The organism is Promicromonospora sp. NPDC057488, from assembly GCF_042802395.1.
Lineage (GTDB): Bacteria > Actinomycetota > Actinomycetes > Actinomycetales > Cellulomonadaceae > Promicromonospora.
Genome location: NZ_JBHVEG010000001.1, coordinates 1 through 25,212, shown reverse-complemented (window position 1 = coordinate 25,212; position 25,212 = coordinate 1). Strand labels below are relative to the sequence as shown.

Genomic DNA, 25,212 nt, shown 5'->3' with positions numbered 1-25,212 from the left:
CGACCGGGATGCGCATCAGCAGTGAGGTCTACCGACCAGAGGTTCAGCGACCCGAAGGTCTGGCAACCGAAGGTTTAGCGGTAAACTTCGCTGGAACGGTACGGGCACGCCGACCGTCCGGTCAAGAGCGACCTAGGATGCGGCTGGAGCCGGAAGCCGACGGGGGAGGGGCGCGTGACCACGCGACTGAGCGACATCGCGGACGAGGCCGGCGTCAGCGTCATGACCGTCTCGAACGTCATGAACGGCAAGCGCGCCCGCGTCTCGCCCGCCACGATCGAGAGGGTCCTGGGCATCGCCGCCCGGCTCGGCTACGTGCCGAACATCCCGGCCCGCAGCCTCGCGGCGAACAGCTCGCACATCGTGGCGGCGCTCGTGCCGGTGGGGGAGAACAACAGCCTGCTGGTCAGCCCGCACACCGTCGCCGTCGTCGGCGGTATGGAGACCCACCTGCGGCACCGCGGCTACCACGTGCTGCTGCGCGGCATCGAGCACGAGGACCAGGTGGCGCAGACCGTCCGCGGCTGGTCGCTCGACGGCGTGGTGCTCGTGGAGTTTACGGACGAGCAGATCGACCGGCTCCGCGTCGACACGGTGCCGCTCGTCGCCATCGACAGCTACTCCGCCAACCCGCGCACCATCGGCGTGCGCAGCGACGACCACGGTGGCGGCCGCCTCGCGGGCGAGCGCCTGGCCGACGCCGGGCACCGGCACGTGCTGTTCGCCGGGCCGCCCTACGCGGGCCTCGGCGTCGTCGGCCAGCGGTGGGCCGGGTTCCGCGAGGCCTGCCTGGCCGCCGGGCTCGACCCCCGGCACGTCGAGGCCGTGGAGGTGCTCACGTCGTTCGAGGACGGACGGCGCCTCGGCCTGCGGCTGCACCGCGACCACCCGGACGTGACCGCCGTGTTCGCCACCGCCGACCACCTCGCCGTCGGCATCATGGCGGGTATCGCCGAGGCGGGCGGGTCCGTGCCCGGCGACGTGTCCGTCATCGGCTTCGACGACCTCGACTTCGCGCGGTACACCACGCCGGGCCTGACCACGGTCGCGCAGAACATGCCGGCGAAGGTCGCCGAGGCGTCGCGCATCGTGCTGGAGGAGATCGAGGGGACCGGGCCCGGGGCCGGCGAGGCCCGGGGGGCCCGCGAGCCCGTCTCGCTCGACGTCCACCTGGTCGAGCGCGGTTCGGTCGGGCCTCCCCGGGGCTGACGCCGCCGTCGTCCGACGACGTACCCCGGGGAGACCCGGCCGGTCAGCGGAACGAGCCCGCGGTGATGCCCTCGACGAACCGCCGCTGCGCGACGACGAAGAGGATGACGCTCGGGATCATGGACAGGATCACGCCCGCCAGCACCACCGAGATGCTGCCCGTGCCGAAGGTGCCCTGCAGGGTGACGAGCCCCAGCGGCAGCGTGAAGTTCTCCTGCGACTGCAGGAAGATCAGCGGCCGGTAGAACTCCGCCCAGAACCCGGTGAACGCGAGGATCGCGAGCGTGGCCATGGCCGGCGTCGCCATCGGCGCGTAGATCAGGCGGAACACCTGGAAGCGGGAGGCGCCGTCGACCCGCGCTGCCTCGCCGAGCTCGACGGGCATCTGCAGGAAGTACTGCCGCATCAGGAACGTGCCGAACGCGCTGCCGATGGCCGGGAGGATCAGCGAGGCCAGGCTGTCGGACAGTCCCATGCGGCTGATCAGCACGAACACCGGGATGATCGTGGTCTGGACCGGCACCATCATGGTGGCGAGGAACAGCGCGAAGATCGCGCCGCGCCCCGGGAAGCGCACCATGGCGAACGCGTAGCCGCTCAGCGTGCAGGTGATGATCTGCGCGCCGACGATGAGGCCGGTGACGATCACGCTGTTCAGGAAGAACCGCCCGAGCGAGACCTCCGAGAACACCTTCGCGTAGTTGGAGAAGTCGGGGTCCAGCGGCAGCCAGACCGGCGGGTTGGTGAACGACTCGGCGGGTTCGCGCAGCGACGTCGTCAGCGTCCACAGCAGCGGGCCGAAGGCGACCATCGCGGCCAGGACCAGGACGACGAGGCCGACGCCGCGGCCGATCCGGCGGGTCAGGGCCGACCGGGAGAATTGGGCCGACGGGGAGCGCTGGGCCGACGGGGAGAACGAGGGAGCGGTCACGAGTAGAACACCAGCCTCCGGGAGAGAGTGAACTGCAGTCCGGTGAGCGCGATGAGCGCCGCGAAGAGCACCATGGAGATGGCCGACCCGTACCCGAACTGCAGGTTCTGGAACGCCGTCTGGTAGATGACCATCGTGATGGTCGTGGTGGCCGTGCCGGGCCCGCCCTTGGTCATGATGAAGGCCTGGTCGAAGAGCTGCATCGCGTTGATCAGGCCGATCACGCAGGCGAAGAAGACCGTCGGGCTGATCAGCGGCAGCTTGATCCGCAGCAGCGAGCGCACCGGCCCGGCGCCGTCGATCTCGGCGGCCTCCATGACATCGCGCGGCAGCCCGGCCAGGGCGGCCACGAACAGCACGAACGTGAACCCGACCGACTGCCAGACCGCGACGAAGACGATGGTCACCACGGCGCCGGCGTCGCTGGTCAGCCACGGCACCCCGCTCCCGCCCAGCAGGGTCAGGTAGTAGTTCACGACGCCGAACCGCTCGTTGAACATGTACGTCATGAAGATGGACACCGCGGCCGTGGACGCCAGGAGCGGCAGGTAGAACACGGTGCGGAAGATCGCCTTGGTCGAGGCCCGGCGACGCTGGTCCACGAGGAGCGCGAGGAACAGCCCGATCGCGACCTGGAGGGCCACGATCGAGAACGCCAGCACGGCCGTGACGCCGAACGAGTGCACCACGCGCTGGTCGCTGCCGATCGCCGCGTAGTTGTCCAGGCCGACGAACCGCGGCGGCGTGATGACGTCCCAGGCGAAGAACGACAGGCCGAACGACGCGAGGATCGGGCCGATCGTGAACAGGAGGATCGCCGCCCCGGCGAGGCCGATCATGCCGTAGCCGAACGCGGCCTCAGCCCGGCGGCTGCGGCGTGCGGCGGGCGTGCGGCGGACGACGTCGCCGGGCCGGGCGGGTGCCGGACCCCGGACCGGAGTGACGGCGCTCATGCGACCGCCCCCGCCGCCGTCTCGAGGTCGATCTGCAACCCGTCGAGCGCCGCCCGCGCATCACCGGTGGCGATGGCCTCGGTGGTGCGCTGGTTGAGCGCGGTGGACAGGGCGTTGAAGTAGATCGGGGCCGGGATGGGCGCCGTCTCCGGGAACTCGGTCAGCGTGCTGCTGAACACGTCCCAGTGCTCCGGGCCGGTGGTCTCGTACCGCTGCGCCGTCGACAGGGACTGCCGCGCGGGCGTCGTCACGTTGCCCGGGAACAGCACGTCGAAGGCGTCCGGGAAGGTCAACCGCTTGATGACCTCCCAGGCCAGGTCTTTCTTGTCGGAGGTCTCCAGGATGGAGTAGCCGGCCGTGCCGAACAGGTGCCGCTGCGACTTCCAGCGCGGGAAGTACTGGACGTCGAACGAGCCTGGCGCCATGCCCGCGTTGTGCAGGCCGCCGGCCCAGAAGCCGCCGCCCACGCTCATGCCCACGCGGCCCGCGGCGAACAGGGCCTGGGAGGTCTGCCCGCCGCCGACGTCGGGCGAGGGCGCGATGCCCTCCTTGCGCAGCTCGATCATGAGCTCCAGGGCCTCGACCGCCGCCGGGGAGTTGGCCACGGGGTCGCCCCAGGCCCAGCCGCCGCCGCGGCCGGCGGCCGCCGGGTTGCCCGCGTACGCCGCGTCCCACAGCCACTCACCGCCGGGCGCGCGGCCCTCGGTCAGCAGGTTGCCGTCGTTGGCGTACAGGAACGAGGTCCAGCTGCCCCACAGCCGCACGACCCAGTCGTAGGCGTTGATGTCGGGGATGCGGGCCATGGCGCGGCCGGCGTCGTAGAAGTCGTCGACGGTCCAGTCCGGCGCGGGCAGGTCGAGCCCCGCCCGTTCGAACAGGACCGGGCTGTAATACATGTTCCCGGCGTTGTAGTCGAGCGGCAGCAGGAACAGGCTGCCGTCGTACATCATCGCCTCGACCAGCGCGGGGGAGACGTCGTCGAAGTAGTCCTGGAGCTCGGCCAGGTCGCGGGTCACGTACTCGTCCAGCGGCGCGGCCAGGCCGCGGCCGGCCATGAGCTGCACGCCCTCGGTGGCGACGCTGACGATGTCGGGGCGGCTGCCCGCGGCGATCTGCGTGAGCAGCTTGGCGAAGAACTCGTTCCAGTCGGTGCCCGGCGTCGCGTTGATCTCCAGCCGGATGGTCGGGTCGAGCGTGCGGACCGGCTCCTCGAGCCGCGCGCGCAGCTCGTCCGCCCCGCTCTGGTCCCCGAAGAACGCGATCTTCAGGGCCTTCGGGTCCGACGGCGGCGCGCACGAGGTCAGGGCCGTCGTCGCGGCGAGCGCGAGTCCGACACCCCCGGCCCGCAGCAGCGACCGTCGGGACAGTGGCGGCAATGGCATCCGTCCCCTCCTCTCTGAGGTGGTCAATTCCTATTGGGCGATGAGTGAAGCAGAGGGGTCGCGGCGTCGTCAATAGGTATTGACCGAATCGCGCGACGGTAGTCTGCGGACGGGAGGTACCGATGACAGAAGTGCCGAGGACAGTGGCGAAGGCCGGACGGCCGACGATGAACGACGTGGCCCGCGCCGCCGGCGTCTCGCAGTCAACCGTGTCGTTCGTCCTGAACGACCGCCGCGACATCCCGGTGGCCGCCGAGACGCGCGAGCGGATCCTGGAGGCGGCCCGCTCGCTCGGCTACCGCCTGAACCGGCGCGCCCAGGAGCTGCGGCTGAACCGCTCGACGACCCTCGGGGTGGTGTCCTACGGCGTCGCGTCGCACCCGTTCGCGGGTGCGCTGCTCGCGGGGATGCAGACCGCCGCACGGGCGGCCGGGCACGTCTGCATGGTGATCGACGTCGACGGGCACGACGGCGACGAGGCTGTGGCCGACCTCCTCGACCGGGGCGTGACCGGCATCGTGCACGCCTCCGCCGGCACCGGCCCGGTGACGGTGAACCGTGAGCTGGGCGAGACCCGGGAGCTGTTCGTCGGCTGCTGGCCCGAGGCGGGCGGCGCGGGGGAGGGCACCGTCCTGCCGGACGACCGCGAGGGCGGACGGCGTGCCGCGGCCCATCTGCTCGACCTGGGGCACCGCGACATCGCATTCCTCGGGGGGCCTGCGGACGACTTCGCCGCCGGCGAGCGCGCGGCCGGGCTGGACGACGCCCTGCGTGCGGCGTCGGCCGACCCTTCCCGTGTGGTGCGCCGGAACGGCGACTACGGCTCTCGGTCGGGCTACCGGATCACCAACGAGCTGTTCGACGCCGGCCGGCCCACCGCGCTGGTCTGCGGTAACGACCAGATGGCGCTCGGCGCGCTGCTCGCCCTGCACGAGCGCGGCCTGTGCGTGCCGGACGACGTGAGCATCGTGGGCTACGACGACCAGGAGGCGCTGGCCGACGCGATCCACCCGGCCCTGACGACGGTGCGCCTGCCGCACCGCGAGATGGGCCTGCGGGCGGCCGAGCTGCTGGTCAAGCCGCCGTCGGGCACGCCGCACGAGGAGCTGGTGGACTGCCCGCTCGTGGTCCGCGAGTCGACGGCGAGCCCGCGATAAATACCTATTGACGACCCGCATGGACGCTGATTAGCCTCAGCGTCCATGCCCACGAGCGAACCTGCCGCCACCGAGCCCTACCGCCCGCGCCTGCACTTCTCGCCGGCCCGGAACTGGATGAACGACCCCAACGGCCTGCTCTTCCACGACGGCACGTACCACCTGTTCTTCCAGCACAACCCGGGCGGCCCGGAATGGGGCGACATCGCCTGGGGGCACGCGACGTCGTCCGACCTGCTGACCTGGACCGAACACCCGGTGGCGATCCCCGCCACGGACCACGAGATGATCTTCTCGGGCTCTGCCGTGGTGGACGCCGCCAACACCTCGGGGCTCGGTTCGGCCGGGGCCGGGCCGCTCGTCGCCCTGTACACGAGCGCCTACCGGGACCACCCTGTGCACGGCGACAACCAGGCGCAGTCGGTCGCGTACAGCACCGACGGCGGGCGCACCTGGGAGAAGTACGCGGGCAACCCGGTGCACGACCGGGGCCGGACCGACTACCGCGACCCCAAGGTGTTCTGGTTCGGCCCGCCCGAGGGTGGGCACTGGGTCATGGCGGCCGTGGACGCCGATGCCTCGCGGCTGGTCGTGAACGTCTCGGACGACCTGCTGCGGTGGCGCACCACGAGCACGTTCGAGAGCGCCCGGCTGCCGGAGATGTGGGAGTGCCCGGACCTGTTCCCGCTGGTGGTAGAGGGTTCTCGGGCCGACGGCGGGGCTGCTGGGCCCGGAGGCGACGTGCGCTGGGTGCTGGTGCTCAGCACCAGCGGCCCGGGGCAGCACTACGTGGTCGGCGACTTTGACGGCGAGCGGTTCGTGGAGGACGCCGCTGTGCCGACCGGCCGGGTCGACCACGGCGCGGACCTGTACGCGGCGGCGACGTTCAACGGGCTCGCGGGCGAGCCGGGCGGCGTCGGGCTCGGCGTGGACGCGCCGGCCGGGCGTCGGGTGCTGATCGGCTGGATGGGGCAGGCCTTCCGGGCGCCAACGTCGCCGTGGCAGGGCATCATGTCGGCGCCGCGTGACCTCGGGCTCCGCGCCGTGGACGGCGTGCCGCGTCTGGTGAGCCGGTTCTCGCCGGAGGTCGGCGCGGCCGAGCGGGAGGTCGTGTCCGTCGAGGGGCTTGCCGTGGACGGGGCTGGTCCGGGCGGCTCGGGCGCCGGTGCGACCGCCGTCGTCGGCCGGGGCGGCGGCCTCCAGCAGCGGGTGCGGGCTCGGATCGTGCCGGGTTCGGCGTCGTTCGCGGGCGTCCGGGTGCTGGTGGGGGAGGCGCGCGGCACGACCATCGGCTACGACCGGGCGACGGGCGAGCTCGTGCTCGACCGTTCGGCGTCGGGCGTCGCCGCGCACGACGGGTTCGCGACGCCGCGCCGGGTGCCGGTGCGGCTGGTCGACGGCGCGCTCACGCTCGACGTGCTGACCGACGCGATGAGCGTCGAGGTCGTCGCGAACGACGGCGAGGTCGTGGTCAGTGAGCTGGTGTTCCCCGGGTCCGATGCGGTGGGCGTCGAGGCCTTCGCCGAGGGCGGGGGTGCGGTGCTCGACGTGCGGGTGGCCGACGTCGTTCCTGAGGGCGACTGAGCCCGTCCTGGCGGGCAAGGACCACTCCGCCGAGGGGGTAACGCTGAGCGAACATTGCTAGCTCAGCGTTACCCCCTCGGGGGCGTAGGCGTTGCCCCGAGGCGCCGGTCCGGTGCGGTGGGCTACTTCGCCAATTGGTAACCGAGAGGTTACCATTGCGATATGGACGTCTTCGGGGCCATCGCTGATCCGATCCGGCGCGAGCTGCTGCTGCGGCTCGCGGACGGCCCGGCGCGCGTGGTGGACCTCGCGGCGGAGCACGCGGTGTCGCGCCCGGCGATCAGCAGGCACCTGCGGGTGCTCAGCGAGGCGGGTCTGGTGCGGGGGACCGACGAGGGCCGCGAGCGGCGCTACGTGCTCGATCCCGGCCCGTTGGAGCAGGTGAGCGAGCTGCTGGCGGCGCTCACCCCGCGCCGGGCGCCGGTCTCCGCCGTGCACCTCGACGCGCTGGGCACCGAGGTGCGCAGGGCCGCCCGGGACCGCCGTCGGGGGACGTCCGCCTCAGGCACTACCGCGAACGCGAAGGAGCAGAGCGCATGAACCTGACCGGAACCCTGGAGGACGACGGCCGGACCCTGGTGCTGGTGCGCCGGTTCGGTGTGCCGATCGACGACGTGTGGGCGAGCGTGACCGAGTCGGACCGCCTGGCCCGCTGGTTCGGCACCTGGACCGGCGACCCGACCAGCGGCACCGTGCTGGTGACCATGAACGCGGAGGCCGAGCCTGGCGCACCGGCGCCGTTCCGCGTCGACGCGTGCGAGCCGCCGCGACTGCTCGCGGTGAGCGCCGAGGACGAGTTCGGCAACTGGCGGCTCAGCGCCGAGCTCGCGGAGGTCGACGGCGGCACCACGCTGACCCTGCGGCAGAAGGAGCTCGACCCAAAGATGCTGCCCGAGACGGGCCCGGGCTGGGAGTGGTACCTGGACCGTCTTGCCGCGGCGATCGAGGGCGGCGAGCCGCCGTCGCTCGCCGACTTCGACACGGACTACCTGCCGCTCGGCCCGGGCTACGCGGTGCTGGCGCAGTAGGTCGACGGGCTCACCAGTGGGTCGGGCCCGAGCCGTCGTCCCGGTGGGCGAGCGTGGCGAGCGCGTCCTTCCAGTGCCCCTCGGACGCGGTCGCGTGCTGCGCGGTGTCGATGTTCTCCTGGGTCACGGTGACGCGGGTGCCGCCGTCGTCGGGCGTGAGCTCGATGCGGATCTCGTGGTAGTTCTCGGGGACGTCCGCGAGGCCGCTGAGCGGCGCGAAGTGCGTGAAGTGCAGCAGGTGCGGCCGGTCGACGGCGATGACCGTGCCCTTGTCGGCGAAGACCCGGCCGAAGAAGTGCCCCTCGAAGACGATCGGGCTGCCCGGCTGGTAGTCCGTCTCGACGTTCGCGCCCAGCATCCACCGCGCCCCCGGGTGGGTCAGCTCGGCCCAGACCCGCCCGGGCGGCTCGGCGATGTGGGTGCTCGCCGTGGCGGTGTGACGCGGGGTCTCGATGCTCATCGCTGTCCTCCGTGGTGGTTCTCGGATCTGACCGTAGCGTGTCGGCCGGCATCCCTATCGTGCCCGGGAATCGGCGGGGCGCATGACGGGATCGCGGGAACGAGCAGGACCACGCCGGGCGACCAGTCCTCGGCGGGCGGGGGCCGATCCTTTGACAGGAGCGGTCCTGGCCCGGCCGAGGGTGATCGACCCGCGAGTCTACGGCTGTCCGTTGCCCCAGAACTGGTCCTCGGCGGCCTGGTCCTCGCTGACGAGCCAGACCTCGGCGATCTGGTCTCCCGCGACCCGGAAGACGTCGACACCGTGCTGGTCGAGGTCGGGCTGGTCGGCTCGCGAGGCGGTGAACCGCACGGTGGTCGAGACCAGGGCCCCGGCGTCGGCCACGGACTGCGTGGTCAGTACAAACGTCCCACCGCTGAGCTCCATGAACCGACCCAGGTGGGCGACGATCGCTTCAGGGCCCACGTGGTCGCCTGAGAGCTGGTTGGAACCGGGCTGGTGCCACACCGCATCGTCGCTCAGCACAGTTCGGAGGGCGGCCATGTCGCCTGCCGCCATGGCGGCGCCGTATCGCGCGATCACATCACTTGCCGACATCATTGCTCCCATCCTCGGGTTACCTGGGACCTCAGCATGCGGACGGAGAGGCGGTTACCTCAACGTGACCACGAAGGAGCCCGGGACGCGGCAGTGGACCGTCTTCTCGGCCAGCTGTCCGTCCCGCGAGTCCCTCGCACGGATCGCCAACAAGTGGACGGCGATGATCGTCATCCTTCTGCACGGCGCTCCGCTCCGCTTCTCGGAGTTGCACGCGCAGGTGGGCGGAATCACCAAGAAGGTGCTGATCGACACGCTGCGTGCTCTCGAACGGGACGGCATGGTCGAGCGCTTCCGTGACGCTGACGACGCGGCGCGCTACCGGCTCACCCGGCTCGGCCGGACCCTCCACGAGCCGCTGCTCGCCCTGGAGGTCTGGGCCGAAGCACACGTCGGGGAGGTGCTGGAGGCCCAGTCCCGGTACGACAGCGTGCTCGACGACCAGATCCTGACGAACCTGGGTCCGGCCGACGCCGCGGGGCGGCTGCCTCCGTCCTGAAGCGGCGGCACGGCGGCCCGAAAGGGTGACGCCGGCCGTCGTTCAGGCGGTCCGCGGATGGGTCCCGCTGTATCGCTCGAACTCCGCGATGCGGGCGTCACATAGCTGCGAGAAGTAGTCTCGCGCGGTGAACCAGAGCGAGGCCGATACGCGGCTCAACGCGATCATGACGGCCGCGGCCCGGCGGGTACTGGAACCGGGCAGCGGCGCCTACGAGATCGGTGTCGAGACGTGCGGGCTGATCCTCGACGAGGTGATCGATACGGCCGAGAACGGTGGGGTCGCGTACGGGGTGTGGGCGGAGCTGACCGACGTCGCCTCGTCGCCCTGGACGGGGGCACACGCGTGGTGCGTCGCGCTGACCGGGCTTGCGTCCAGGGAATGGCTGAGCGTCGATACGGCCGACGGCCTGGCCATGGCGGGTTGCTTCGAGATCTGGCAGGACCCGATGCTGCTGACCACTCGGCTCTTCGAGGACGATGTGCCCGGAGCCTGGCGGACCGAATACTTCTCCTACCTGGAGCGGGTGCTCGGGGACGTGCTCCACGACCTCGCCGGCCAGATCAGGCCCTTCGACCTCGCGACCTCGGCGAGCTACGTGGAGCATGCTGAGTACGGCCTGGCGCTGGAGCACGTCACCTATGCGGTCAGCGAGCTCGAGCCGTCGATCAGCGAGGAGGCGCGGCGACTGCTGACACACCTGGCCCGACTGTTGGGCAGCGACACCGCGATGCGAGACCTCTCCCGGGTACCGGAGTCGCGGGGGACGGTCTTCTAGTTGTTGAGCGCCCGCTGGCTCAGCACCGATCCTTCCCGGGACTGCTCGACCGCCCCGGTGTTGCGCAGGAACACGATGATCCAGCTGAAGATCAGCACCGCCGCGACCAGCTCGACCGCCGTCAGGTTGTAGTACCCGGTGACGAAGAAGATCACCAGCACCACGATGACGGCGACGTAGACGTAGCCGAGCAGCACGAACACCCGCGGCATCGAGGGCAGCAGCCGACGCAAGCGTGCGACCAGCACGACATAGACGACGACCATCCCGCTCGCGGCCGTGGTGTGCACGGCGAAGAAGTCGTCGACGGGGAAGATCCCCACGCAGGCCAGCAGCACGCCGATGAGGATGAGCGCCGTCCGGACCCGACGGCGTCCCCGTGCCTCTCGGTGCGTGGAGTGCGGGAGGTAGGCGGTCGCGTAGTGCGCGATGGTCGTCACCATGGCGCCGGCGATGATCAGCGTCAGGTTGAACGCCAGCGCCGAGACGTCGTCGCTCATGCCCAGGGCACTGAGGTTCATCTGCCACCAGAGCGGGTCGGTGGCGCTGAGCATGCTGGCGAGCACGCCGACCGCCAGGAACACCGCCAGGACCAGCGCGAGCATCATCGGCGTCAGGTTCACGGCGGAGAGGAACACCAGGTAGGCGGTTACGGCCAGGGTGACCCCGCCCAGCACGGCGGCCGACGTCGAGTATGCGGTCGCGCCGATGAGGCTCCGGCTCACGACCGACGCGGCGCCGATCCAGCCGAGCAGGGCGATGACGCCGTGTGCCAGGGACAGGGCCGCGATGTCGAACCAGCGCAGTCGCGGACGGGCGTCGTCGTCCGCCTTCTCGCGTCGGGCCTGGCTGCGCCGCAGGGCGCAGCCGAGGAGGAACGCGACGACGCCGACGAACGCGCCGCCGAGGGCTGCGAAGTCGCCGATCGAGCCGCGGCCGGCGATCGGCACGTCCTGGCCCCAGAAGACGACGAGTCCTACGAGGGTTCCCAGCACGAAGGCGCCCGCGCCGACCAGGAGGGCCGTCGACTCGCGCGACTCCGTACTGTCGACGGGGCGACGGAAGATCCGGGGGAGGGGTGTCGGATCGCTCATGTCGGTTCTCCTTGCGTGCCTGCCGCCGGGCTCAAGAACCAACATCGCCGAAACGCGGGGAGTCGACGTCACCCGAACAGGATGATTGGCCGGCACCCTGTACTCGGTCGGCCCAGGGCAAGTGGTGGCGACATCCCTCGACACGGGTGTCAGTCAGGATGGCTACTGTCCGTGCCATGGATGCGGAGACGTTCTGGCTGGTGGTCGATGAGATCCGGGGCCGGGCAGAAGCCGTGGGTACCCAGCGTGAGGCGGCGTTGTCGGATTGTGTCGTCGATGTGCTGGCCGGGCGCCTGGACGCTCAAGGGATCGTCGCTTTCAACGGTGTGGCCTCAGCGTTCGCCCATCAGGCGGACACGTTGGCGATGGCAGCGGCGATGTTCCTGATCGAGGGGTATGTCAGCGACGACACGTTCATGGACTTCCGTGACGGGGTGATCCTCCTGGGCAGGAGGACGTTCGAGGCGGCGCTGACTGATCCGGACTCGCTCGTCGACCACCCGATCGTGGCCGGCGCGACTGCCTCGGCTCGTGGTGCCGGGCTGCGTCGGGAGGTCTCGTTCGAGTCGATCGTGTCGTCTGCCGTCGATGCCTGGGTACGCGTCACGGGTGCTGAGGACGAGGACGATTTCTGGGTGGCTGGGTCTGAGCCCGAGCACGAAGCTCGAGCCGCACAGGTCGCACCAGCGCAATCGGATGAGCCATGGGACGTCAGCGATGCAGACGAGATCCGTCGACGACTGCCTCGCTTGGCAGAAGTGTTCGCCGAACGACTCAGGCCCAGAATGCCGGCGGCCCGCCTTCCCTAACGGACGGCTCGTTCTTGCGAGGCGCTGTTCTGATCCGTTGTGCCTGCCGCTGGCCGTTCCGCGGCCGCCTCGCGAGCGCCGCATAGCCTTGCGCCGTGGCTCTCTACCTGGTCCGGCACGGCCGCCCGATCATCGACCCGGCTGTCCCGGCATCGACATGGGTCCTGGACCCGGAGCACGAGCACCAGGTGGCGGACCTGGCGTCGCGGGCGCCGTGGTCGGCCGACGCCGTCTGGTTCACCTCGCCCGAGCCGAAAGCGCAACGCACCGCGCTCCTGCTGGCCGGGCGGGAGGTGCCGGTAGTCGAAGACCTCAGGGAGCACGACCGCATCGGCAACGGATGGGTGCCGAACTTCGCGGACGTCGTCCGCGAAGCATTCGCGACCCCACACACCGAGGTGCGTCCGGGCTGGGAGCCGATCAGCCGGACGCGGTCACGGGTGGTCGACGCGGTGCGGCAGATCGTGGTGGAGCATCCTGGGCGCGACGTCGTCCTGGTCGGCCACGGGACGGCGTGGACGCTGCTGGCCGCCGAGCTCACCGGGACCGAACCGGACCTGGAGAGGTGGGGGACCCTGGCGATGCCGGACGTGATCACCGTGGGCGAGGCGACGCGTGGTGGGTAGCTAACGGGTCCGAGCCACCGAGGTCTGCAGGCGCCCCTTGAATGCACCCAGCACCGGCTGCCCAGGTCGCGCGTCGAGGATCGCGAAGGTGACGTGTTCGAACCTCGGCCGCTCGGCCAGCGCTTCCGCGAAGGCAGAGGCGACCTCTGCCGCGTCGTTGCCGAACACCCCGCAGCCCCACGCGCCCAGGACGATGCGGCGGCTGCCGTGGGCTGCAGCGACGTCGAGCACGCGGGCCGCCCTGCGGACCAGCGTCGCGGTGACCGCGCGCGCGTCGTCGGGCTGGTTGCGCTCGATCGCGGCCCGGTTCGGTGCGGCCGCCGTCAGGAACGTGACGGGGTGCGGCTCGGCGAGCAGGGCGCCGTCGTCGTCCCGGAAGACCGGGACGTCGGGGGAGACGATGACCCGGTCGCTGTAGAGCAGGGACGTCTCCCGCCGGTGGTGCTCGTAGAACTCGGGGACGACGGTCTGGGTCGCGTGCAGCGCCGAGCTGCGCGCGATCGCCTCCTCCTGGGCCTGCGCGCCGTTGAGGAACCCGCCGCCCGGGTTGCGCGCCGAGGCGAAGACCAGGCACGCGGTGCCCGGGCCGAGGCGCCGCGCGGCGGCGAGGCTCGACTCGTCGCGCACCTCGACCGTGGTGGCGCCGGACCAGGGCGCGCCCTCGGCCAGCGGTGCGTCCGGGAGGATCAGGCGCGTCCCGGCGACGGCGGCGGCGACCTGGTCGGCTATGTCGACGCGCCGCCCGTGTGCGCTGTAGCTTCCGGCGCGGACGGCGTCCATGGTCTCGGCCGCGAGGGCGCGGAACCGGTCCCGGTTCCTGTTCGACGAGGTCACGGCGGCAATACTGGCCGCTGGAATCGTGGCCGGTCAATCGAGATGATCCGCGAGACGAGGAGGTGCGCTTCTACCCAGTCATTGGGCCCGAAATCGCGCTGGTTCCGGGCCTAGTCGCTGGGTAGAAGCGCACCTCGCCGGCCGGGCGGGCACCGCCACCCTGGCATCATGGCCGCATGGCATGGTGGCGCAGGAAGCCCAAGGGCACGGACGACGTCCGCCCGCCCAGCGACGAGGAGACGGCGGACCTCATGCGCCGGCTCGCGGACGAGTTCGTGCTGAACTCCCGTGCCGCCGACCTCTTCGACTACACCGTCGAGTCGATCACGGCGCTCGAGGTCCTCATCGGCACCCTGCTGGAGTCGGCGTCGCCCGCCGACCTCGACAAGGGTTTCAGCCTCGGCATGGGCGCCTACGTCGGCGAGGTGATCGTGCGCCACGGCACCGGCGCGCGGTGGTCCTACGACGCCGAGCAGCGCGCCGCCGTGGTGCAGGGTGCTGAGTTCGCCGCCTACCCGGTCTTCAAGGTGTCCAAGCGCTTCACCCTCGGTCCGCAGCACTCCCTGGTCCAGTTCGTCCGCGCGGCGATCGACGACGAGATGCCTCCCGAGGCCCGCGAGCTCCCCTGAACCTGTCGCTCGAAAACCTCCAGCCCAAGGTGTTGACACCCCGCCCGAACCGCCCCTAATGTCCTCGCTCATACGTAAGAGCAACCCTTCGCACCGTTGCGGGCCACTGCTCATACGTATGAGCATCGCCTCACCAGCGATCGATCCACCTCGACGAAGCGGAAGGGATCTGGCATGGGACACGCACGATCGTTCGGACGGCGCGTTTCAGCGCTGGTCGTCTCACTCGTCCTGCTCACCTCGGCCTGCGCGGGCGGCTCGCCGTCCGGCGACGGGACCGCCGGCGGGCGCGACGACACGATGATCTACGGCAAGACGGACGGCGGCACCACGTTCGTCCACAACTACAACGTGGTCGGTCCCGCGGTCGACAAGGCACCCAACATGGAGCTGGTCTACGAGCCGCTCATGCGGATCGACTACAGCAACGGCGCGGTGGTCGAGCCGTGGCTCGCGGAGAGCTGGGAGTTCGACGACGCCGGCACCACCCTCACGGTCCACCTGCGCGACGGCGTCACCTTTTCGGACGGCGAGCCCTTCACGGCCGACGACGCCGTCTTCTCGCTGAACCTGCCGATCGAGCAGCCGGAGTTCTCGATCGCGGGCGTCACCTACGAGAAGGCCGAGAAGGTCGACGACCTGACGCTCACGGTCACGTTCGCCGCGCCGTCGTTCGCCACGGTCAAGCAGTTCGCCAACATCCTGCTGCCGATGGTGCCCGAGCACGTCTGGCGCGACCAGGACCTCAACACCTGGACCAACCCCGAGCCTGTCGGGACCGGCCCGTTCACCCTGGCCGAGTTCAAGCCGCAGCAGGTCACCCTCACCGCGCGCGACGACTACTGGGGCGGCGAGCTGCCGATGTCGACCTACAAGATCATCCCGACCAGCGCGGACGCCGCCAAGGCGCAGCTGCTGCGCGGGGACATCGACATCGCGCAGGGCTCCTGGGCCAACGGCGAGCAGGAGTACACGGCCAAGGACCCAGAGCACAACCTGTACCAGCTCTACCCGAACGGCGGCGCGATGTCGGCGATGTTCAACGCCGGCCGGCCCCCGTTCGACGACGTCCACGTGCGCCGCGCGCTGGCCATGACCGTGGACCGCACCGCCATCACGACCACTCTGCAGCGACCCGACACCGAGTCCGGCCCGACCGGGCTGAACGCGACGGTCTACGCCGACTGGATCAACCCCGAGCTCGCCGACCCGTGGCCCGTCGACGTCGAGGCCGCGAAGGCCGAGCTGGCCGACGGCGGCTGGACCGTGCAGGACGGCGCCCTGGTCAAGGACGGCGAGAGCTACAAGCCCACCATCCTGTTCAACAACGACTGGGCCTGGGGCAGCTACGCCGACATCATGATCAACGGCTGGCGCGACTCGCTCGGGATCGAGGTCGAGCCCGCCGGGCAGCCCACCGCCGGCTACTACGACGCGATGAACCTGGGTGACTTCGACATCACCGCGGCGTCCACGGGCGGGGCCGGCGTCTACGGCGTCTACGGCTTCCTGGACAGCGACTTCGTGGTGCCGGTGGGGGAGTCGGCCACGCTCAACCAGGGCCGCTGGTCCAACGCCGAGGCCGACGAGATCATCGCCGCGATGGAGAGCACGGACGACGAGGCCGAGCTCAAGGAGCTGGGCCTGCGGATGCAGGACCTCGTGGTCGACGAGGTGCCGTTCAGCCCGCTGTACGACAACTTCTACTTCGTCGAGATCAACGCGAAGCGCTGGTCGGGCTGGCCCACGCCGGACAACTTCGACCACATCCCGTTCGTCGGCATGGGGCCGGACCTCATCCTCACGATGCTCGACCTCGAGCCGGCGGAGGACTGACCATGACGACGACGGAGGCGCTGGCCCCGGTTCGCCCGGCGTCGGGCGGCCGGCCCACCACGGTGCGGGCCGTGCGCCGCTGGGGGTTTCTGTTGCGCCGGCTCGGCTTCTACACCGCCGCCGCGGCCGCCGCGATCGTGCTCAACTTCCTGCTGCCGCGCCTCATGCCGGGCGACCCGTCGTCCGCCATCGTGGAGGAGCTGCAGCGGGTCAGCGGGCAGCAGGTGCCGCCGGAGACCCTGGAGAGCATCCGGGCCATCTTCGGCGACCCCGACCAGAACCTCGCCGAGCAGTTCGTGGGGTACCTGGGGCAGCTAGCGCGGTTCGACCTGGGCGTCTCCGTCGTCAACTTTCCCGTCCCCGTGAGCGAGCTGGTGCTCCAGGCGCTCCCGTGGACGCTCCTGCTGGTCGGCACCACGACCGTGCTCGCCTTCGTGCTCGGCACGGGCCTCGGCGTCATCGCGGGGTGGAAGGCCGGTAGCCGGCTCGACTCGATCCTCACGCCGCTGACGGCGTTCCTGTCGTCCGTGCCGTACTTCTGGGTCGCGCTGCTGGCCCTGTGGGTGTTCGGGTTCGTGCTCGGCTGGTTCCCCCTGTCGGGCGGCTACGACGCCAACCTCGCCGAGGGGTTCAACCTGCCGTTCCTCGCCTCGGTCATGCACTACGGGGCGCTGCCCGCCGCGACCATCGTGTTCTCCGCGTTCGGCGGCTGGCTGCTCGGCATGCGGAACATGACCGTCACCACCGTGCGGGAGGACTACGTGCTGCTGGCCCAGGCCAAGGGCCTCTCCCGGGGCCGCGTCATCCTGCGGTACGCCGCCCGCAACGCGATGCTGCCGAGCTTCACCGGCTTCGCGATGGCGCTCGGCGGCGTGATCGGCGGCGCCCTGCTCACCGAGACCGTGTTCAGCTACCCCGGCATCGGCTACCTGCTGTTCGAGTCCCTCAACAAGCGCGACTACCCGATGATGCAGGGGGTCTTCCTGATCGTGACGCTCGCGACCCTGCTCGCCAACCTCCTGGCCGACTCCCTCTACGTGGTGCTCGACCCGCGCATCCGGGAACAGGGGTGAGCGCCATGAGATCCGGACTCCTGAAGGGCTGGAAGGTCCGCGTCGGCCTGTCGGTCATCCTCTTCTTCGTCCTCCTGGCCCTGCTCGGGCCCTGGCTGACGTCGAGCATCCCCGGCCTCGACCCGCGCGCCAACGACCTGACGGCCATCGGCCAGCCGCCGAGCGCCGACCACTGGCTCGGCACCACCCAGTTCGGGCAGGACGTGCTGGCCCAGACCATCGAGGGCGCCCGCGGCTCCCTGTTCGTCGGGTTCCTCTCCGCGGTGATCGGCACGGCGCTCGCAATCCTGGTCGGGCTGCCCGCCGGGTACTTCGGCGGCCGCACCGACTCCTGGCTCAACTTCCTCTCGAACCTGTTCATCGTGATGCCGGTGCTGCCGCTGATCCTCATCGTCGCCGGTTACATGCAGGGCACGGGGCTGTGGGTCATCGCGCTGATCATCGGGTTCTTCGGCTGGTCGGGCGGTGCCCGCACCATCCGGGCGCAGGCCATGAGCGTGAGCAACCGCGACTTCGTGCTCGCGATGCGCACGCTCGGCGAACCGCACCACCGGCTCCTGTTCCACGAGGTGCTGCCGCACCTGACCGGCTGGATCGCCGCCATGTTCCTGTCGGGCGTCATCGGCGGCGTGATGGCCGAGGCAGGCCTCGCGTTCCTCGGCATCTCCGACTCCGGCGCGATCAGCTGGGGCACCATGATCCAGGCCGCCCAGCAGCAGAGCGCCGTGCTGCGCGGCATGTGGTGGTGGTTCGTGCCGCCGGGGCTGTGCATCGCGCTGGTCGCGACGGCCGCGACGCTGGTGAACTTCGGCGTCGACGAGCTGGCCAACCCCAAGCTGCGCACGGTGCGGAGGTCCGTGGTGCGCCGCACCCGGGACCGCGCCAACGAGACCGCCGTAGGGAGCGATGCCTGATGGTCACCCAGATCATGTCCGACACCGACCACGACGACGCCGGCACCACCGCCGCGCGGGAGGCTCCCGGCGACGTCCTCCACGTCACCGGCCTCACCGTCGAGTACGTGACCGACGGCGACCCGGTGCGTGCCTGCGCCGACGTCACCTTCACGCTGCGCCGCGGCGAGATCCTGGGCGTCGCCGGCGAGTCCGGCTCCGGCAAGTCCACCCTGATCACTGCCCTCACGAGGCTGCAGCGGCCGCCCGCCGTCACCACCGCGGGCAGCATCGTCTTCCACCCGCGCGACGGCGGACCCGCGATCGACCTGGTCGCCGCGAGCCCGAAGGCCCTGCGCGCGCTGCGCTGGACCTCCCTGTCGATCGTGCTCCAGAGCGCCATGGACGCCCTCAACCCCGTGATGCGGCTCGGCGCGCAGTTCGCCGACGCGCTGCGCACCCACGACCGGTCCCTGAGCAACGCCGCCGCCTGGGCGCGCGCCGCCGAGCTGCTCGCCACGGTAGGCATCTCCGGGGACCGGGCACGCAGCTACCCGCACGAGCTGTCGGGCGGCATGCGGCAGCGCGCCAGCATCGCGCTGGCGCTCGCGTGCGGTCCGGAGCTGGTGGTCATGGACGAGCCGACGACGGCGGTCGACGTCGTCATGCAGCGGCAGATCCTGGCCCAGGTGCTGCGGCTGCGCCGGACGCTGGGGTTCGCCGTCGTCTTCGTGACGCACGACCTGTCCCTGCTGCTGGAGCTCGCCGACCGCATCGCCATCATGTACGCGGGGCGCATCGTCGAGCTCGGCACAGCGCGGGAGCTGTACGACGACCCCCGCCACCCCTACACGCGCGGGCTGCGGGACTCGTTCCCGCCCCTGCACGCGCCCCTGCAGCGGCTCACCGGGATCCCCGGCACGCCGCCCGACCTGCGCCGTCCGTCGTCGGGCTGCCCGTTCCACCCGCGGTGCGCGGCCCGGTTCGAGGGGTGCGACACGCACCTGCCGGAGCTGGTCACCCTCGGGCGGACGGCGGAGGGCGGGCACGCCGTCGCGTGCCGGCTGCACGAACCGACCGGGAGACCGGACCCGGCACCTGACTCGGCATCCGGGCCGACCAGCGTCGCGTCCGGCTCGGCGTCCCGCCCGGCGTCCGTCCGCACCGAAGGAGGATCGCGATGACCGCGACGACCGTTCCCACGCCGTCCGCGACCGGCGCCGGGGCGCCGTCCGTCCCCGTGCTGGCCGCCGTCGACGTGACCAAGCACTTCGCCGTCCGCTCCGCCGTCGGCGCCCGCTCCGTGGTGCGCGCCGTGGAGGGCGCCACGCTGGACCTGCACCGCGGCCGCGCGGTGGCGCTCGTGGGGGAGTCGGGCAGCGGCAAGACGACGCTCGCGCGGCTGCTCGCCGGCTTCTACGCCCCCACCAGCGGCGAGATCGCCCTGGAGGGCACGCCTGTGCGGCAGCGGCGCGGGCGCGTCGAGCGCGGCTACCACAAGGACGTGCAGCTCATCTTCCAGGACCCGTTCGGGTCGCTGAACCCGCTGCACCGGGTGCGGCACAACCTGGAGCGGCCCCTGAAGCTGCACCACGGGGTGCGCGGCAAGGCGGAGCTGGACCGGCGGGTGCGGGAGCTGCTGGAGCGCGTCGCGCTGACGCCCACCGAGCAGTTCGTGGACAAGTTCCCGCACGAGCTCTCCGGCGGGCAGCGGCAGCGCGTCGTCATCGCCCGGGCGCTCGCCGTCGAACCCAAGGTGCTGCTCGGCGACGAGCCCATCTCGATGCTCGACGTGTCCATCCGCCTGGAGATGCTCAACCTGCTCGACCGGCTGCGCACCGAGGACGGCCTGGCCCTGCTCTACATCACGCACGACATCGCCAGCGCCCGCTACCTCTGCGACGACATCGTGGTGATGTACGCCGGCGAGATGGTCGAGGGCGGGCCCAAGGAGCAGGTCATCGCCGACCCGCAGCACCCGTACACGAGGCTGCTCGTGGAGTCGTCGCCCGACCCGGGCCGGGGCGCGCGCGACCGGGAGGCGGTGTTCGACGCCGACGCCGACGGCCTGGGCGAGCCGCCCAGCCTCATCGACCCGCCGGCCGGCTGCCGGTTCCACCCGCGCTGCCCGTTCGCCATGGACGTGTGTCGCACCCAGGCCCCGCCGCGCGCCGACCTCGGCGAGGGCCGCTGGGCCCGCTGCTGGCTGCACGCCGACCGTACCCTTCCGGAACCCACCCCGGAGCCCACCCAGGAGAACGAGTGACCACCACCCCGCGCCGCGCCCGGGCGCCCCGCCAGTCCGACGTCGCCCGGCTGGCCGGCGTCTCGCAGTCCGCCGTCTCGCGCGTGATCGGCGGGGACACGGACGCCGCCCGCATCCCCGAGGCCACCGTCCGGCGCATCCAGGAGGCCATCAAGGAGCTGGGCTACGTGCCCAACCCGACGGCGCGCAAGCTGCGTACCGGCCGCAACCGCATGCTCGGCGTGCACACCTTCGAGGCGGTGTTCCCGCGGGCGCGCGAGGACTTCTACTTCGAGTTCCTGCTCGGCATCGAGGAGCGGGCCGAGGAGATCGACCACGACCTGGTGCTGTTCACCTCCACGGGCGGCAGCGACGGGCGGCGCCGCGTCTACCGCGACGGCGTCAACCGCCTCAACGTGGCCGACGGCGCGGTGCTGCTCGGCGTCGCCGCCGACCGCGCCGAGCTGGCCCGGCTGGAGGCCGACGGGTACCCGTTCGTGCACATCGGCCGCCGCGAGGTGCCCGGCACCCGCATCACGTGCGTCGTGCCGGACTACGAGTCGGCGGCGGCCGCCATCGTCGACCGCCTCGCCGACCTCGGGCACGAGCGGATCGCCTACCTGAGCGCCGGGATCGACGAGGAGTCGTACGCGGACCGGCGGCGCGGCTACGAGTCCGCCGTCGCGCGGCGCGGGCTGCGGGACAGGTCGCCGGAGCAGCCGGGGCTGGCGGACGGCGCTCTCGACGCCGCCTGGCTCGACGCCGTCGCCGACGGCGCGGTCACCGCCGTCGTCGCCGACGCCGAGTGGCTGGCCAACCCGCTCGCGGAGCGGCTCGCCGAGCGGGGGCTGACCGTGCCGCGCGACGTGTCCGTCGCCGTCCTGGAGGGGGTGGGTGCGGACGCCGCCGTGCACTGGGACTGCCTGCAGATTCCGCGCCGCGAGGTGGGCCGCCTCGCCATCGACACGCTCGTCGGCCTGCTCGACGAGCCCGGCACGCCGGTCGCGGACGTGCTCGTGCCGTGCGTCGTCGTCGAGGGAGAGACCGTGGCCGCGCCGCCGGCCGGACCGCCTGCACCGACGAAGGGGAGCACCGCATGAGCGTGAGCGAGCGCAAGACCGACGTGCTGATCGTGGGCGGCGGCATGGGCGGCGTCGCCGCAGCCCTGACCGCGGCCCGGCTGGGCCGGCGCGTGGTGCTCACCGAGCCCACCGACTGGCTCGGCGGCCAGCTCACGGCGCAGGCCGTGCCGCCCGACGAGCACACCTGGATCGAGGAGCGGTACGCCCCGCCCGGGTACGCCGAGCTGCGCCGCCGCGTCCGCGGCTACTACCGGCGCAACTACCCCCTGACGCCGCGCGCCGCCGCGGACCCCCTGCTCGACCCCGGCCTCGGGATCGTCAGCCACCTCTGTCACGAGCCGCGCGTCGCCGCCGCCGTCCTGGAGGAGATGATCGCGCCCTGGCGTGCCGGCGGGCAGATCGAGCTGCTGCTGTGCCACGAGCCGGTCGCCGCCCACACCTCCGGCGACGAGGTCGACGCCGTCACCCTGCGCGACACGCGCACCGGCACCGAGACGACCGTCCAGGCCGCCTACGTCGTGGACGCCACCGAGCTCGGCGACCTGCTGGAGCTCGCCGACGTCGAGCACGTCATCGGCGCCGAGGGACAGGACCAGACCGGCGAGCCGCACGCCCCCGCCGTCGCCGACCCCCTCGACCAGCAGGCCATCTCCTGGTGCTTCGCCCTGGAGCACCGGCCCGGCGAGGACCACACCGTCGACCGGCCCGCCGGGTACGACCACTGGCGCACCGCCGTCGCCCCCTTCTGGCCCGGCCCCCAGCTCTCCTTCGACGACGTCGTACCCATCACCCTGCAGCCGCGCACCTCGCGCCTGTTCGAGGCCGACCACGCCCGCAACGCCCACTTCCCGCTGTGGACCTTCCGCCGCGTCCTGGCCCGCGAGAACTTCGCCGACGGCGCCGTCCGCGACGTCACCATCGTCAACTGGCCCCAGATCGACTACTGGGCGGCGCCCCTGCTCGGCCCCGGCGTCGACGACGCCGCCCGCGCGGCGGCGCTCGCGGGCTCTCGGGACCTGTCGTTCTCGTTCCTGCACTGGCTCCAGACCGAGGCGCCCCGGACCGACGGCGGCACCGGCTACCCCGGGCTGCGCCTGCGCCCCGACGTAACAGGCACGCCCGACGGCCTGGCCAAGACCCCGTACATCCGCGAGGCCCGCCGCATCCAGGCCGAGCTCACCGTCACCGAGCAGCACGTGGGCGTGCTCGCCCGGCCCGACGGCGCGGGCAGCGAGATCTTCCCCGACACCGTGGGCCTGGGCCGGTACCGGATCGACCTGCACCCCAGCACCGCCGGCCGCTCCTACGTGGACATCGAGGCGTACCCGTTCCAGGTGCCGCTCGGCGCGCTCGTGCCGGTGCGGGTGGAGAACCTGCTGCCCGCCGGCAAGAACATCGGCACCACGCACATCACCAACGGCTGCTACCGGCTGCACCCCGTGGAGTGGGGCATCGGCGAGGCGGTCGGGGCCCTGGTCGCGTTCTGCCTGGACCGCGGACTGCCGCCGCGCAAGGTACGCAACGACCCCGCCCGGCTGGCCGACTACCAGCGCCTCCTGACCGACACGCTCGGCACCACGCTCGCCTGGCCCGACGACATCCGCACCCACCGCGAGTGAGGGGGAGGTGACCAGAGGCAGGGGACCGAACTCATCGACATCGGTCCGATGACCTGAGATCGGTCAGTCAACCGACCGGTCTCAGTGCAGCCGACCGATCTCATCTGTGCCATGCCTTGTACCAGCTCGACCGCTCGTTCGACGAAGAACGGAGAACCATCGTGCTGCGAAACATCCTCTTCAGGGGGCGCGAGCCCCAGCCCATCAGGCCCGCTCCACCCGTCTCGCGGCCCGCCGCCCGGCCGCCGCGGCGGGGACGGACAGCGGGCCGGCACGCAGTCGCCGCCGCGGCGCTCGCGCTCGTCGTGGCCGGCCTGGGGCTCGCGGTTCCGGCGTCGGGAGCCGTGGGTGCCGCACCCGCCGGCATCGCGCCCGCCGACGTCGAGCGGGCCAAGGTCGCGCCCGCCCCCCTCTCACCTGATGTCGCCTCGCCCGCCGCCGGCCCTGCGCCCGCCGCCGGCCCTGCAGCCGACGCCGCAGCCGACGCCGCCCCCGCCGCCGTCTCCCGCCTCGGCACCGCGGGCAACAAGATCGTGAACGCGTCCGGCACCCCGGTCCAGCTCCGCGGCGTGTCCGTGCTCGCGCCCCGGCACAACGCCGAGTGCCCCGAGTGCAACCCGCGCCCGATCTCCGACGTGATCGACATGACCGTGTCCGACGGCTGGCAGTCCGACGTCGTGCGCCTGCCCGTCACGGTCTGGGGGTCGCTCAGCGTCGAGGACAACGTGGCCCAATACGTGGACCCGTACGTGCAGCAGGCAGTGGACCTGGGCATCTACATCATCGTGGACCTGCACTACGTGTCCGACTACGGCAGCACGGGCGTGCCGCAGTCCACCGTCGCGGAGTTCTGGGACTACGTGGCGCCCCTGTACGCCGACGTGCCGAACGTGATCTACGAGGTGTTCAACGAGCCGGTCGCCCCGGCGAGCTGGGCCACGTGGAAGGCGTACATCCAGCCGGTCGTCGACGAGATCCGGGCGGTCGCGCCGGACACGCTGCTGCTCATGGGCGGCCCGCAGTGGAGCACGTACGTCAACCAGGCGGCGGCCGACCCGATCGCCGGCAACGACATCGCGTACGTCTACCACCTGTACCCCAACCAGGGGGACGCCACGGCGGCGAACCTGGACGCCAAGTTCGGCAACGCGGCCCAGCAGATCCCGGTGATCCTCACCGAGTTCGGCTGGAACCCGCCCGGGGAGTTCTCCGACCCGGTGGTCACCCAGGGCACGACGTCGGGGTGGGGCATCCCGCTGCGTCAGTACCTCGACGCCCGCCCGCACATCAGCTGGACGGCGTGGCTCTTCGACAACTACTGGAAGCCGCAGATGTTCGACCACGACTGGAACCTGCTCGGGGGAGAGCACCAGGGCGCGATGATCAAGGCGTGGCTCGCGGACCAGCCGTACGCCTCCCCGTGCGCGTCCCACGCGGCGGTCGGGGCGACGGCGGTCGCGTCGTCGTCCAACAGCGCCACCAGCGGGGCCGACAAGGCGGTGGACGGCGACTGCACCAACGCCGGCCGCTGGCTGTCGGCGTCGGGCGACACCACGCCCACCCTGACGATCACGCTCGACGCGCCCACCGTCGTCGACCAGGTCGACGTGTACAGCGGGTTCGTGGGCGGGGGATCGGTCAACGTGCTGCGCGACTTCACGGTCGAGGTGCACACGTCCGCCGGGTGGCAGCAGGCCGCCGCCTTCGACGACAACACGCTCGGCCTGGCCAGCGCCCCGGGCCCGGCCGCCGCCGTCGACCAGGTGCGGCTCGTGATCACCGACCCGTCGAACTACACGCCGGACGTCGCCCGGGTGTTCGAGGTCGCGGTCCGGGCCGGCTAGCGGCGGGTGTCAGACGTACAGGTCACCCGAGCGACCTGTACGTCTGACAC

25 protein-coding genes are annotated in these 25,212 nt (G+C 71.6%); 18 read left to right on the top strand and 7 right to left on the bottom strand.

Annotated elements, in window-relative coordinates; all coding sequences use genetic code 11:
• Positions 1-174 precede the first annotated feature (174 nt).
• On the top strand, positions 175-1,209 hold the full coding sequence (locus ACFU5G_RS00125; protein WP_377239458.1) for a LacI family DNA-binding transcriptional regulator: 1,035 nt from the start codon (positions 175-177) through the stop codon (positions 1,207-1,209).
• Between the two features lie 43 nt (positions 1,210-1,252).
• Here the strand turns inward: ACFU5G_RS00125 and ACFU5G_RS00120 are convergent, their stop codons facing one another.
• Genes ACFU5G_RS00120 through ACFU5G_RS00110 form a run of 3 tightly spaced genes read right to left on the bottom strand, consistent with a single transcriptional unit; the run spans position 1,253 to position 4,475 of the window.
• The gene (locus ACFU5G_RS00120) at positions 1,253-2,140 is read right to left on the bottom strand and encodes a carbohydrate ABC transporter permease (protein WP_377239456.1); all 888 of its coding nucleotides are present in this window, start codon (positions 2,138-2,140) and stop codon (positions 1,253-1,255) included.
• Complete coding sequence (locus ACFU5G_RS00115) at positions 2,137-3,093, bottom strand: carbohydrate ABC transporter permease (protein ID WP_377239454.1); 957 nt, start codon at positions 3,091-3,093, stop codon at positions 2,137-2,139. Before ACFU5G_RS00115 ends, ACFU5G_RS00120 begins: the two co-directional genes overlap by 4 nt.
• Positions 3,090-4,475, bottom strand: a complete 1,386-nt coding sequence (locus ACFU5G_RS00110; protein ID WP_377239452.1) for an ABC transporter substrate-binding protein — start codon at positions 4,473-4,475, stop codon at positions 3,090-3,092. Before ACFU5G_RS00110 ends, ACFU5G_RS00115 begins: the two co-directional genes overlap by 4 nt.
• Positions 4,476-4,597: 122 nt before the next feature.
• Here ACFU5G_RS00110 and ACFU5G_RS00105 point away from each other — a divergent pair, with 122 nt between their 5' ends.
• The 4 genes from ACFU5G_RS00105 (at position 4,598) to ACFU5G_RS00090 (ending at position 8,244) form a co-directional block, all read left to right on the top strand.
• On the top strand, positions 4,598-5,632 hold the full coding sequence (locus tag ACFU5G_RS00105) for a LacI family DNA-binding transcriptional regulator (RefSeq protein ID WP_377239450.1): 1,035 nt from the start codon (positions 4,598-4,600) through the stop codon (positions 5,630-5,632).
• A gap of 45 nt (positions 5,633-5,677) precedes the next feature.
• Positions 5,678-7,216 carry a glycoside hydrolase family 32 protein gene (locus ACFU5G_RS00100; RefSeq protein WP_377239448.1) on the top strand — a complete coding sequence of 513 codons (1,539 nt, stop codon included), beginning with the start codon at positions 5,678-5,680 and terminating at the stop codon, positions 7,214-7,216.
• A 162-nt stretch (positions 7,217-7,378) separates the two neighbouring features.
• Positions 7,379-7,756, top strand: a complete 378-nt coding sequence (locus ACFU5G_RS00095) for an ArsR/SmtB family transcription factor (protein ID WP_377239446.1) — start codon at positions 7,379-7,381, stop codon at positions 7,754-7,756.
• Complete coding sequence (locus tag ACFU5G_RS00090; RefSeq protein WP_377239444.1) at positions 7,753-8,244, top strand: SRPBCC family protein; 492 nt, start codon at positions 7,753-7,755, stop codon at positions 8,242-8,244. The genes ACFU5G_RS00095 and ACFU5G_RS00090 overlap by 4 nt, the downstream gene beginning before the upstream one ends.
• Before the next feature lie 10 nt (positions 8,245-8,254).
• Here the strand turns inward: ACFU5G_RS00090 and ACFU5G_RS00085 are convergent, their stop codons facing one another.
• On the bottom strand, positions 8,255-8,704 hold the full coding sequence (locus ACFU5G_RS00085; RefSeq protein ID WP_377239442.1) for an SRPBCC family protein: 450 nt from the start codon (positions 8,702-8,704) through the stop codon (positions 8,255-8,257).
• 198 nt (positions 8,705-8,902) lie between these two features.
• Complete coding sequence (locus ACFU5G_RS00080) at positions 8,903-9,301, bottom strand: nuclear transport factor 2 family protein (RefSeq protein ID WP_377239440.1); 399 nt, start codon at positions 9,299-9,301, stop codon at positions 8,903-8,905.
• 64 nt (positions 9,302-9,365) lie between these two features.
• Here ACFU5G_RS00080 and ACFU5G_RS00075 point away from each other — a divergent pair, with 64 nt between their 5' ends.
• Together ACFU5G_RS00075 and ACFU5G_RS00070 are read left to right on the top strand one after the other, a co-directional pair.
• Complete coding sequence (locus tag ACFU5G_RS00075; protein WP_377239438.1) at positions 9,366-9,800, top strand: winged helix-turn-helix transcriptional regulator; 435 nt, start codon at positions 9,366-9,368, stop codon at positions 9,798-9,800.
• Between the two features lie 127 nt (positions 9,801-9,927).
• Entirely contained in the window at positions 9,928-10,578 is a 651-nt protein-coding gene (locus tag ACFU5G_RS00070) for a hypothetical protein (RefSeq protein ID WP_377239436.1), read from the top strand.
• On the opposite strand, the gene ACFU5G_RS00065 is transcribed toward ACFU5G_RS00070, so the two are convergent.
• Positions 10,575-11,672: a hypothetical protein gene (locus ACFU5G_RS00065; protein ID WP_377239434.1), complete on the bottom strand. Its 1,098-nt coding sequence runs from the start codon at positions 11,670-11,672 to the stop codon at positions 10,575-10,577. The genes ACFU5G_RS00070 and ACFU5G_RS00065 overlap by 4 nt on opposite strands.
• A 176-nt stretch (positions 11,673-11,848) precedes the next feature.
• On the opposite strand from ACFU5G_RS00065, the gene ACFU5G_RS00060 reads away from it, so the two are divergent.
• Both ACFU5G_RS00060 and ACFU5G_RS00055 read left to right on the top strand, forming a co-directional pair.
• A complete protein-coding gene (locus tag ACFU5G_RS00060) occupies positions 11,849-12,481 on the top strand; it encodes a DUF4240 domain-containing protein (protein ID WP_377239432.1) in 633 nt (210 codons plus the stop codon).
• Positions 12,482-12,576: 95 nt separating this feature from the next.
• Positions 12,577-13,107 (top strand): histidine phosphatase family protein, encoded by a 531-nt coding sequence (locus tag ACFU5G_RS00055; protein ID WP_377239429.1) that lies wholly within the window; start codon positions 12,577-12,579, stop codon positions 13,105-13,107.
• On the opposite strand, the gene ACFU5G_RS00050 is transcribed toward ACFU5G_RS00055, so the two are convergent.
• Positions 13,108-13,941: a TIGR02452 family protein gene (locus ACFU5G_RS00050; protein WP_377239427.1), complete on the bottom strand. Its 834-nt coding sequence runs from the start codon at positions 13,939-13,941 to the stop codon at positions 13,108-13,110.
• A gap of 176 nt (positions 13,942-14,117) precedes the next feature.
• On the opposite strand from ACFU5G_RS00050, the gene ACFU5G_RS00045 reads away from it, so the two are divergent.
• The 9 genes from ACFU5G_RS00045 to ACFU5G_RS00005 all read left to right on the top strand — a co-directional run bounded on the left by ACFU5G_RS00045 (position 14,118) and on the right by ACFU5G_RS00005 (position 25,162).
• Positions 14,118-14,570 (top strand): hypothetical protein, encoded by a 453-nt coding sequence (locus ACFU5G_RS00045; protein WP_377239425.1) that lies wholly within the window; start codon positions 14,118-14,120, stop codon positions 14,568-14,570.
• A gap of 174 nt (positions 14,571-14,744) precedes the next feature.
• On the top strand, positions 14,745-16,406 hold the full coding sequence (locus tag ACFU5G_RS00040) for an ABC transporter substrate-binding protein (protein WP_377239423.1): 1,662 nt from the start codon (positions 14,745-14,747) through the stop codon (positions 16,404-16,406).
• A gap of 2 nt (positions 16,407-16,408) precedes the next feature.
• Positions 16,409-17,479: an ABC transporter permease gene (locus ACFU5G_RS00035; protein WP_377239420.1), complete on the top strand. Its 1,071-nt coding sequence runs from the start codon at positions 16,409-16,411 to the stop codon at positions 17,477-17,479.
• Positions 17,480-17,484: 5 nt separating this feature from the next.
• Complete coding sequence (locus tag ACFU5G_RS00030) at positions 17,485-18,393, top strand: ABC transporter permease (protein ID WP_377239418.1); 909 nt, start codon at positions 17,485-17,487, stop codon at positions 18,391-18,393.
• On the top strand, positions 18,393-19,556 hold the full coding sequence (locus ACFU5G_RS00025; RefSeq protein ID WP_377239416.1) for an ABC transporter ATP-binding protein: 1,164 nt from the start codon (positions 18,393-18,395) through the stop codon (positions 19,554-19,556). The genes ACFU5G_RS00030 and ACFU5G_RS00025 overlap by 1 nt, the downstream gene beginning before the upstream one ends.
• Entirely contained in the window at positions 19,553-20,638 is a 1,086-nt protein-coding gene (locus ACFU5G_RS00020) for an ABC transporter ATP-binding protein (protein ID WP_377239414.1), read from the top strand. The genes ACFU5G_RS00025 and ACFU5G_RS00020 overlap by 4 nt, the downstream gene beginning before the upstream one ends.
• Positions 20,635-21,717 carry a LacI family DNA-binding transcriptional regulator gene (locus ACFU5G_RS00015; protein WP_377239412.1) on the top strand — a complete coding sequence of 361 codons (1,083 nt, stop codon included), beginning with the start codon at positions 20,635-20,637 and terminating at the stop codon, positions 21,715-21,717. The genes ACFU5G_RS00020 and ACFU5G_RS00015 overlap by 4 nt, the downstream gene beginning before the upstream one ends.
• Positions 21,714-23,318, top strand: coding sequence for an FAD-dependent oxidoreductase (locus tag ACFU5G_RS00010; RefSeq protein ID WP_377239410.1), 1,605 nt, complete (start codon positions 21,714-21,716; stop codon positions 23,316-23,318). The genes ACFU5G_RS00015 and ACFU5G_RS00010 overlap by 4 nt, the downstream gene beginning before the upstream one ends.
• A 161-nt stretch (positions 23,319-23,479) precedes the next feature.
• Positions 23,480-25,162 carry a cellulase family glycosylhydrolase gene (locus ACFU5G_RS00005; RefSeq protein ID WP_377239408.1) on the top strand — a complete coding sequence of 561 codons (1,683 nt, stop codon included), beginning with the start codon at positions 23,480-23,482 and terminating at the stop codon, positions 25,160-25,162.
• Positions 25,163-25,212 lie beyond the last annotated feature (50 nt).

Coding starts and splice junctions, on each gene's coding strand:
- ACFU5G_RS00040 (WP_377239423.1), top strand. CDS start 14,745: ATGGGACACGCACGATCGTTCGGACGGCGCGTTTCAGCGCTGGTCGTC.
- ACFU5G_RS00085 (WP_377239442.1), bottom strand. CDS start 8,704: ATGAGCATCGAGACCCCGCGTCACACCGCCACGGCGAGCACCCACATC.
- ACFU5G_RS00025 (WP_377239416.1), top strand. CDS start 18,393: ATGGTCACCCAGATCATGTCCGACACCGACCACGACGACGCCGGCACC.
- ACFU5G_RS00065 (WP_377239434.1), bottom strand. CDS start 11,672: ATGAGCGATCCGACACCCCTCCCCCGGATCTTCCGTCGCCCCGTCGAC.
- ACFU5G_RS00045 (WP_377239425.1), top strand. CDS start 14,118: ATGGCATGGTGGCGCAGGAAGCCCAAGGGCACGGACGACGTCCGCCCG.
- ACFU5G_RS00115 (WP_377239454.1), bottom strand. CDS start 3,093: ATGAGCGCCGTCACTCCGGTCCGGGGTCCGGCACCCGCCCGGCCCGGC.
- ACFU5G_RS00060 (WP_377239432.1), top strand. CDS start 11,849: ATGGATGCGGAGACGTTCTGGCTGGTGGTCGATGAGATCCGGGGCCGG.
- ACFU5G_RS00090 (WP_377239444.1), top strand. CDS start 7,753: ATGAACCTGACCGGAACCCTGGAGGACGACGGCCGGACCCTGGTGCTG.
- ACFU5G_RS00110 (WP_377239452.1), bottom strand. CDS start 4,475: ATGCCATTGCCGCCACTGTCCCGACGGTCGCTGCTGCGGGCCGGGGGT.
- ACFU5G_RS00020 (WP_377239414.1), top strand. CDS start 19,553: ATGACCGCGACGACCGTTCCCACGCCGTCCGCGACCGGCGCCGGGGCG.
- ACFU5G_RS00080 (WP_377239440.1), bottom strand. CDS start 9,301: ATGTCGGCAAGTGATGTGATCGCGCGATACGGCGCCGCCATGGCGGCA.
- ACFU5G_RS00100 (WP_377239448.1), top strand. CDS start 5,678: ATGCCCACGAGCGAACCTGCCGCCACCGAGCCCTACCGCCCGCGCCTG.
- ACFU5G_RS00010 (WP_377239410.1), top strand. CDS start 21,714: ATGAGCGTGAGCGAGCGCAAGACCGACGTGCTGATCGTGGGCGGCGGC.
- ACFU5G_RS00095 (WP_377239446.1), top strand. CDS start 7,379: ATGGACGTCTTCGGGGCCATCGCTGATCCGATCCGGCGCGAGCTGCTG.
- ACFU5G_RS00035 (WP_377239420.1), top strand. CDS start 16,409: ATGACGACGACGGAGGCGCTGGCCCCGGTTCGCCCGGCGTCGGGCGGC.
- ACFU5G_RS00105 (WP_377239450.1), top strand. CDS start 4,598: ATGACAGAAGTGCCGAGGACAGTGGCGAAGGCCGGACGGCCGACGATG.
- ACFU5G_RS00030 (WP_377239418.1), top strand. CDS start 17,485: ATGAGATCCGGACTCCTGAAGGGCTGGAAGGTCCGCGTCGGCCTGTCG.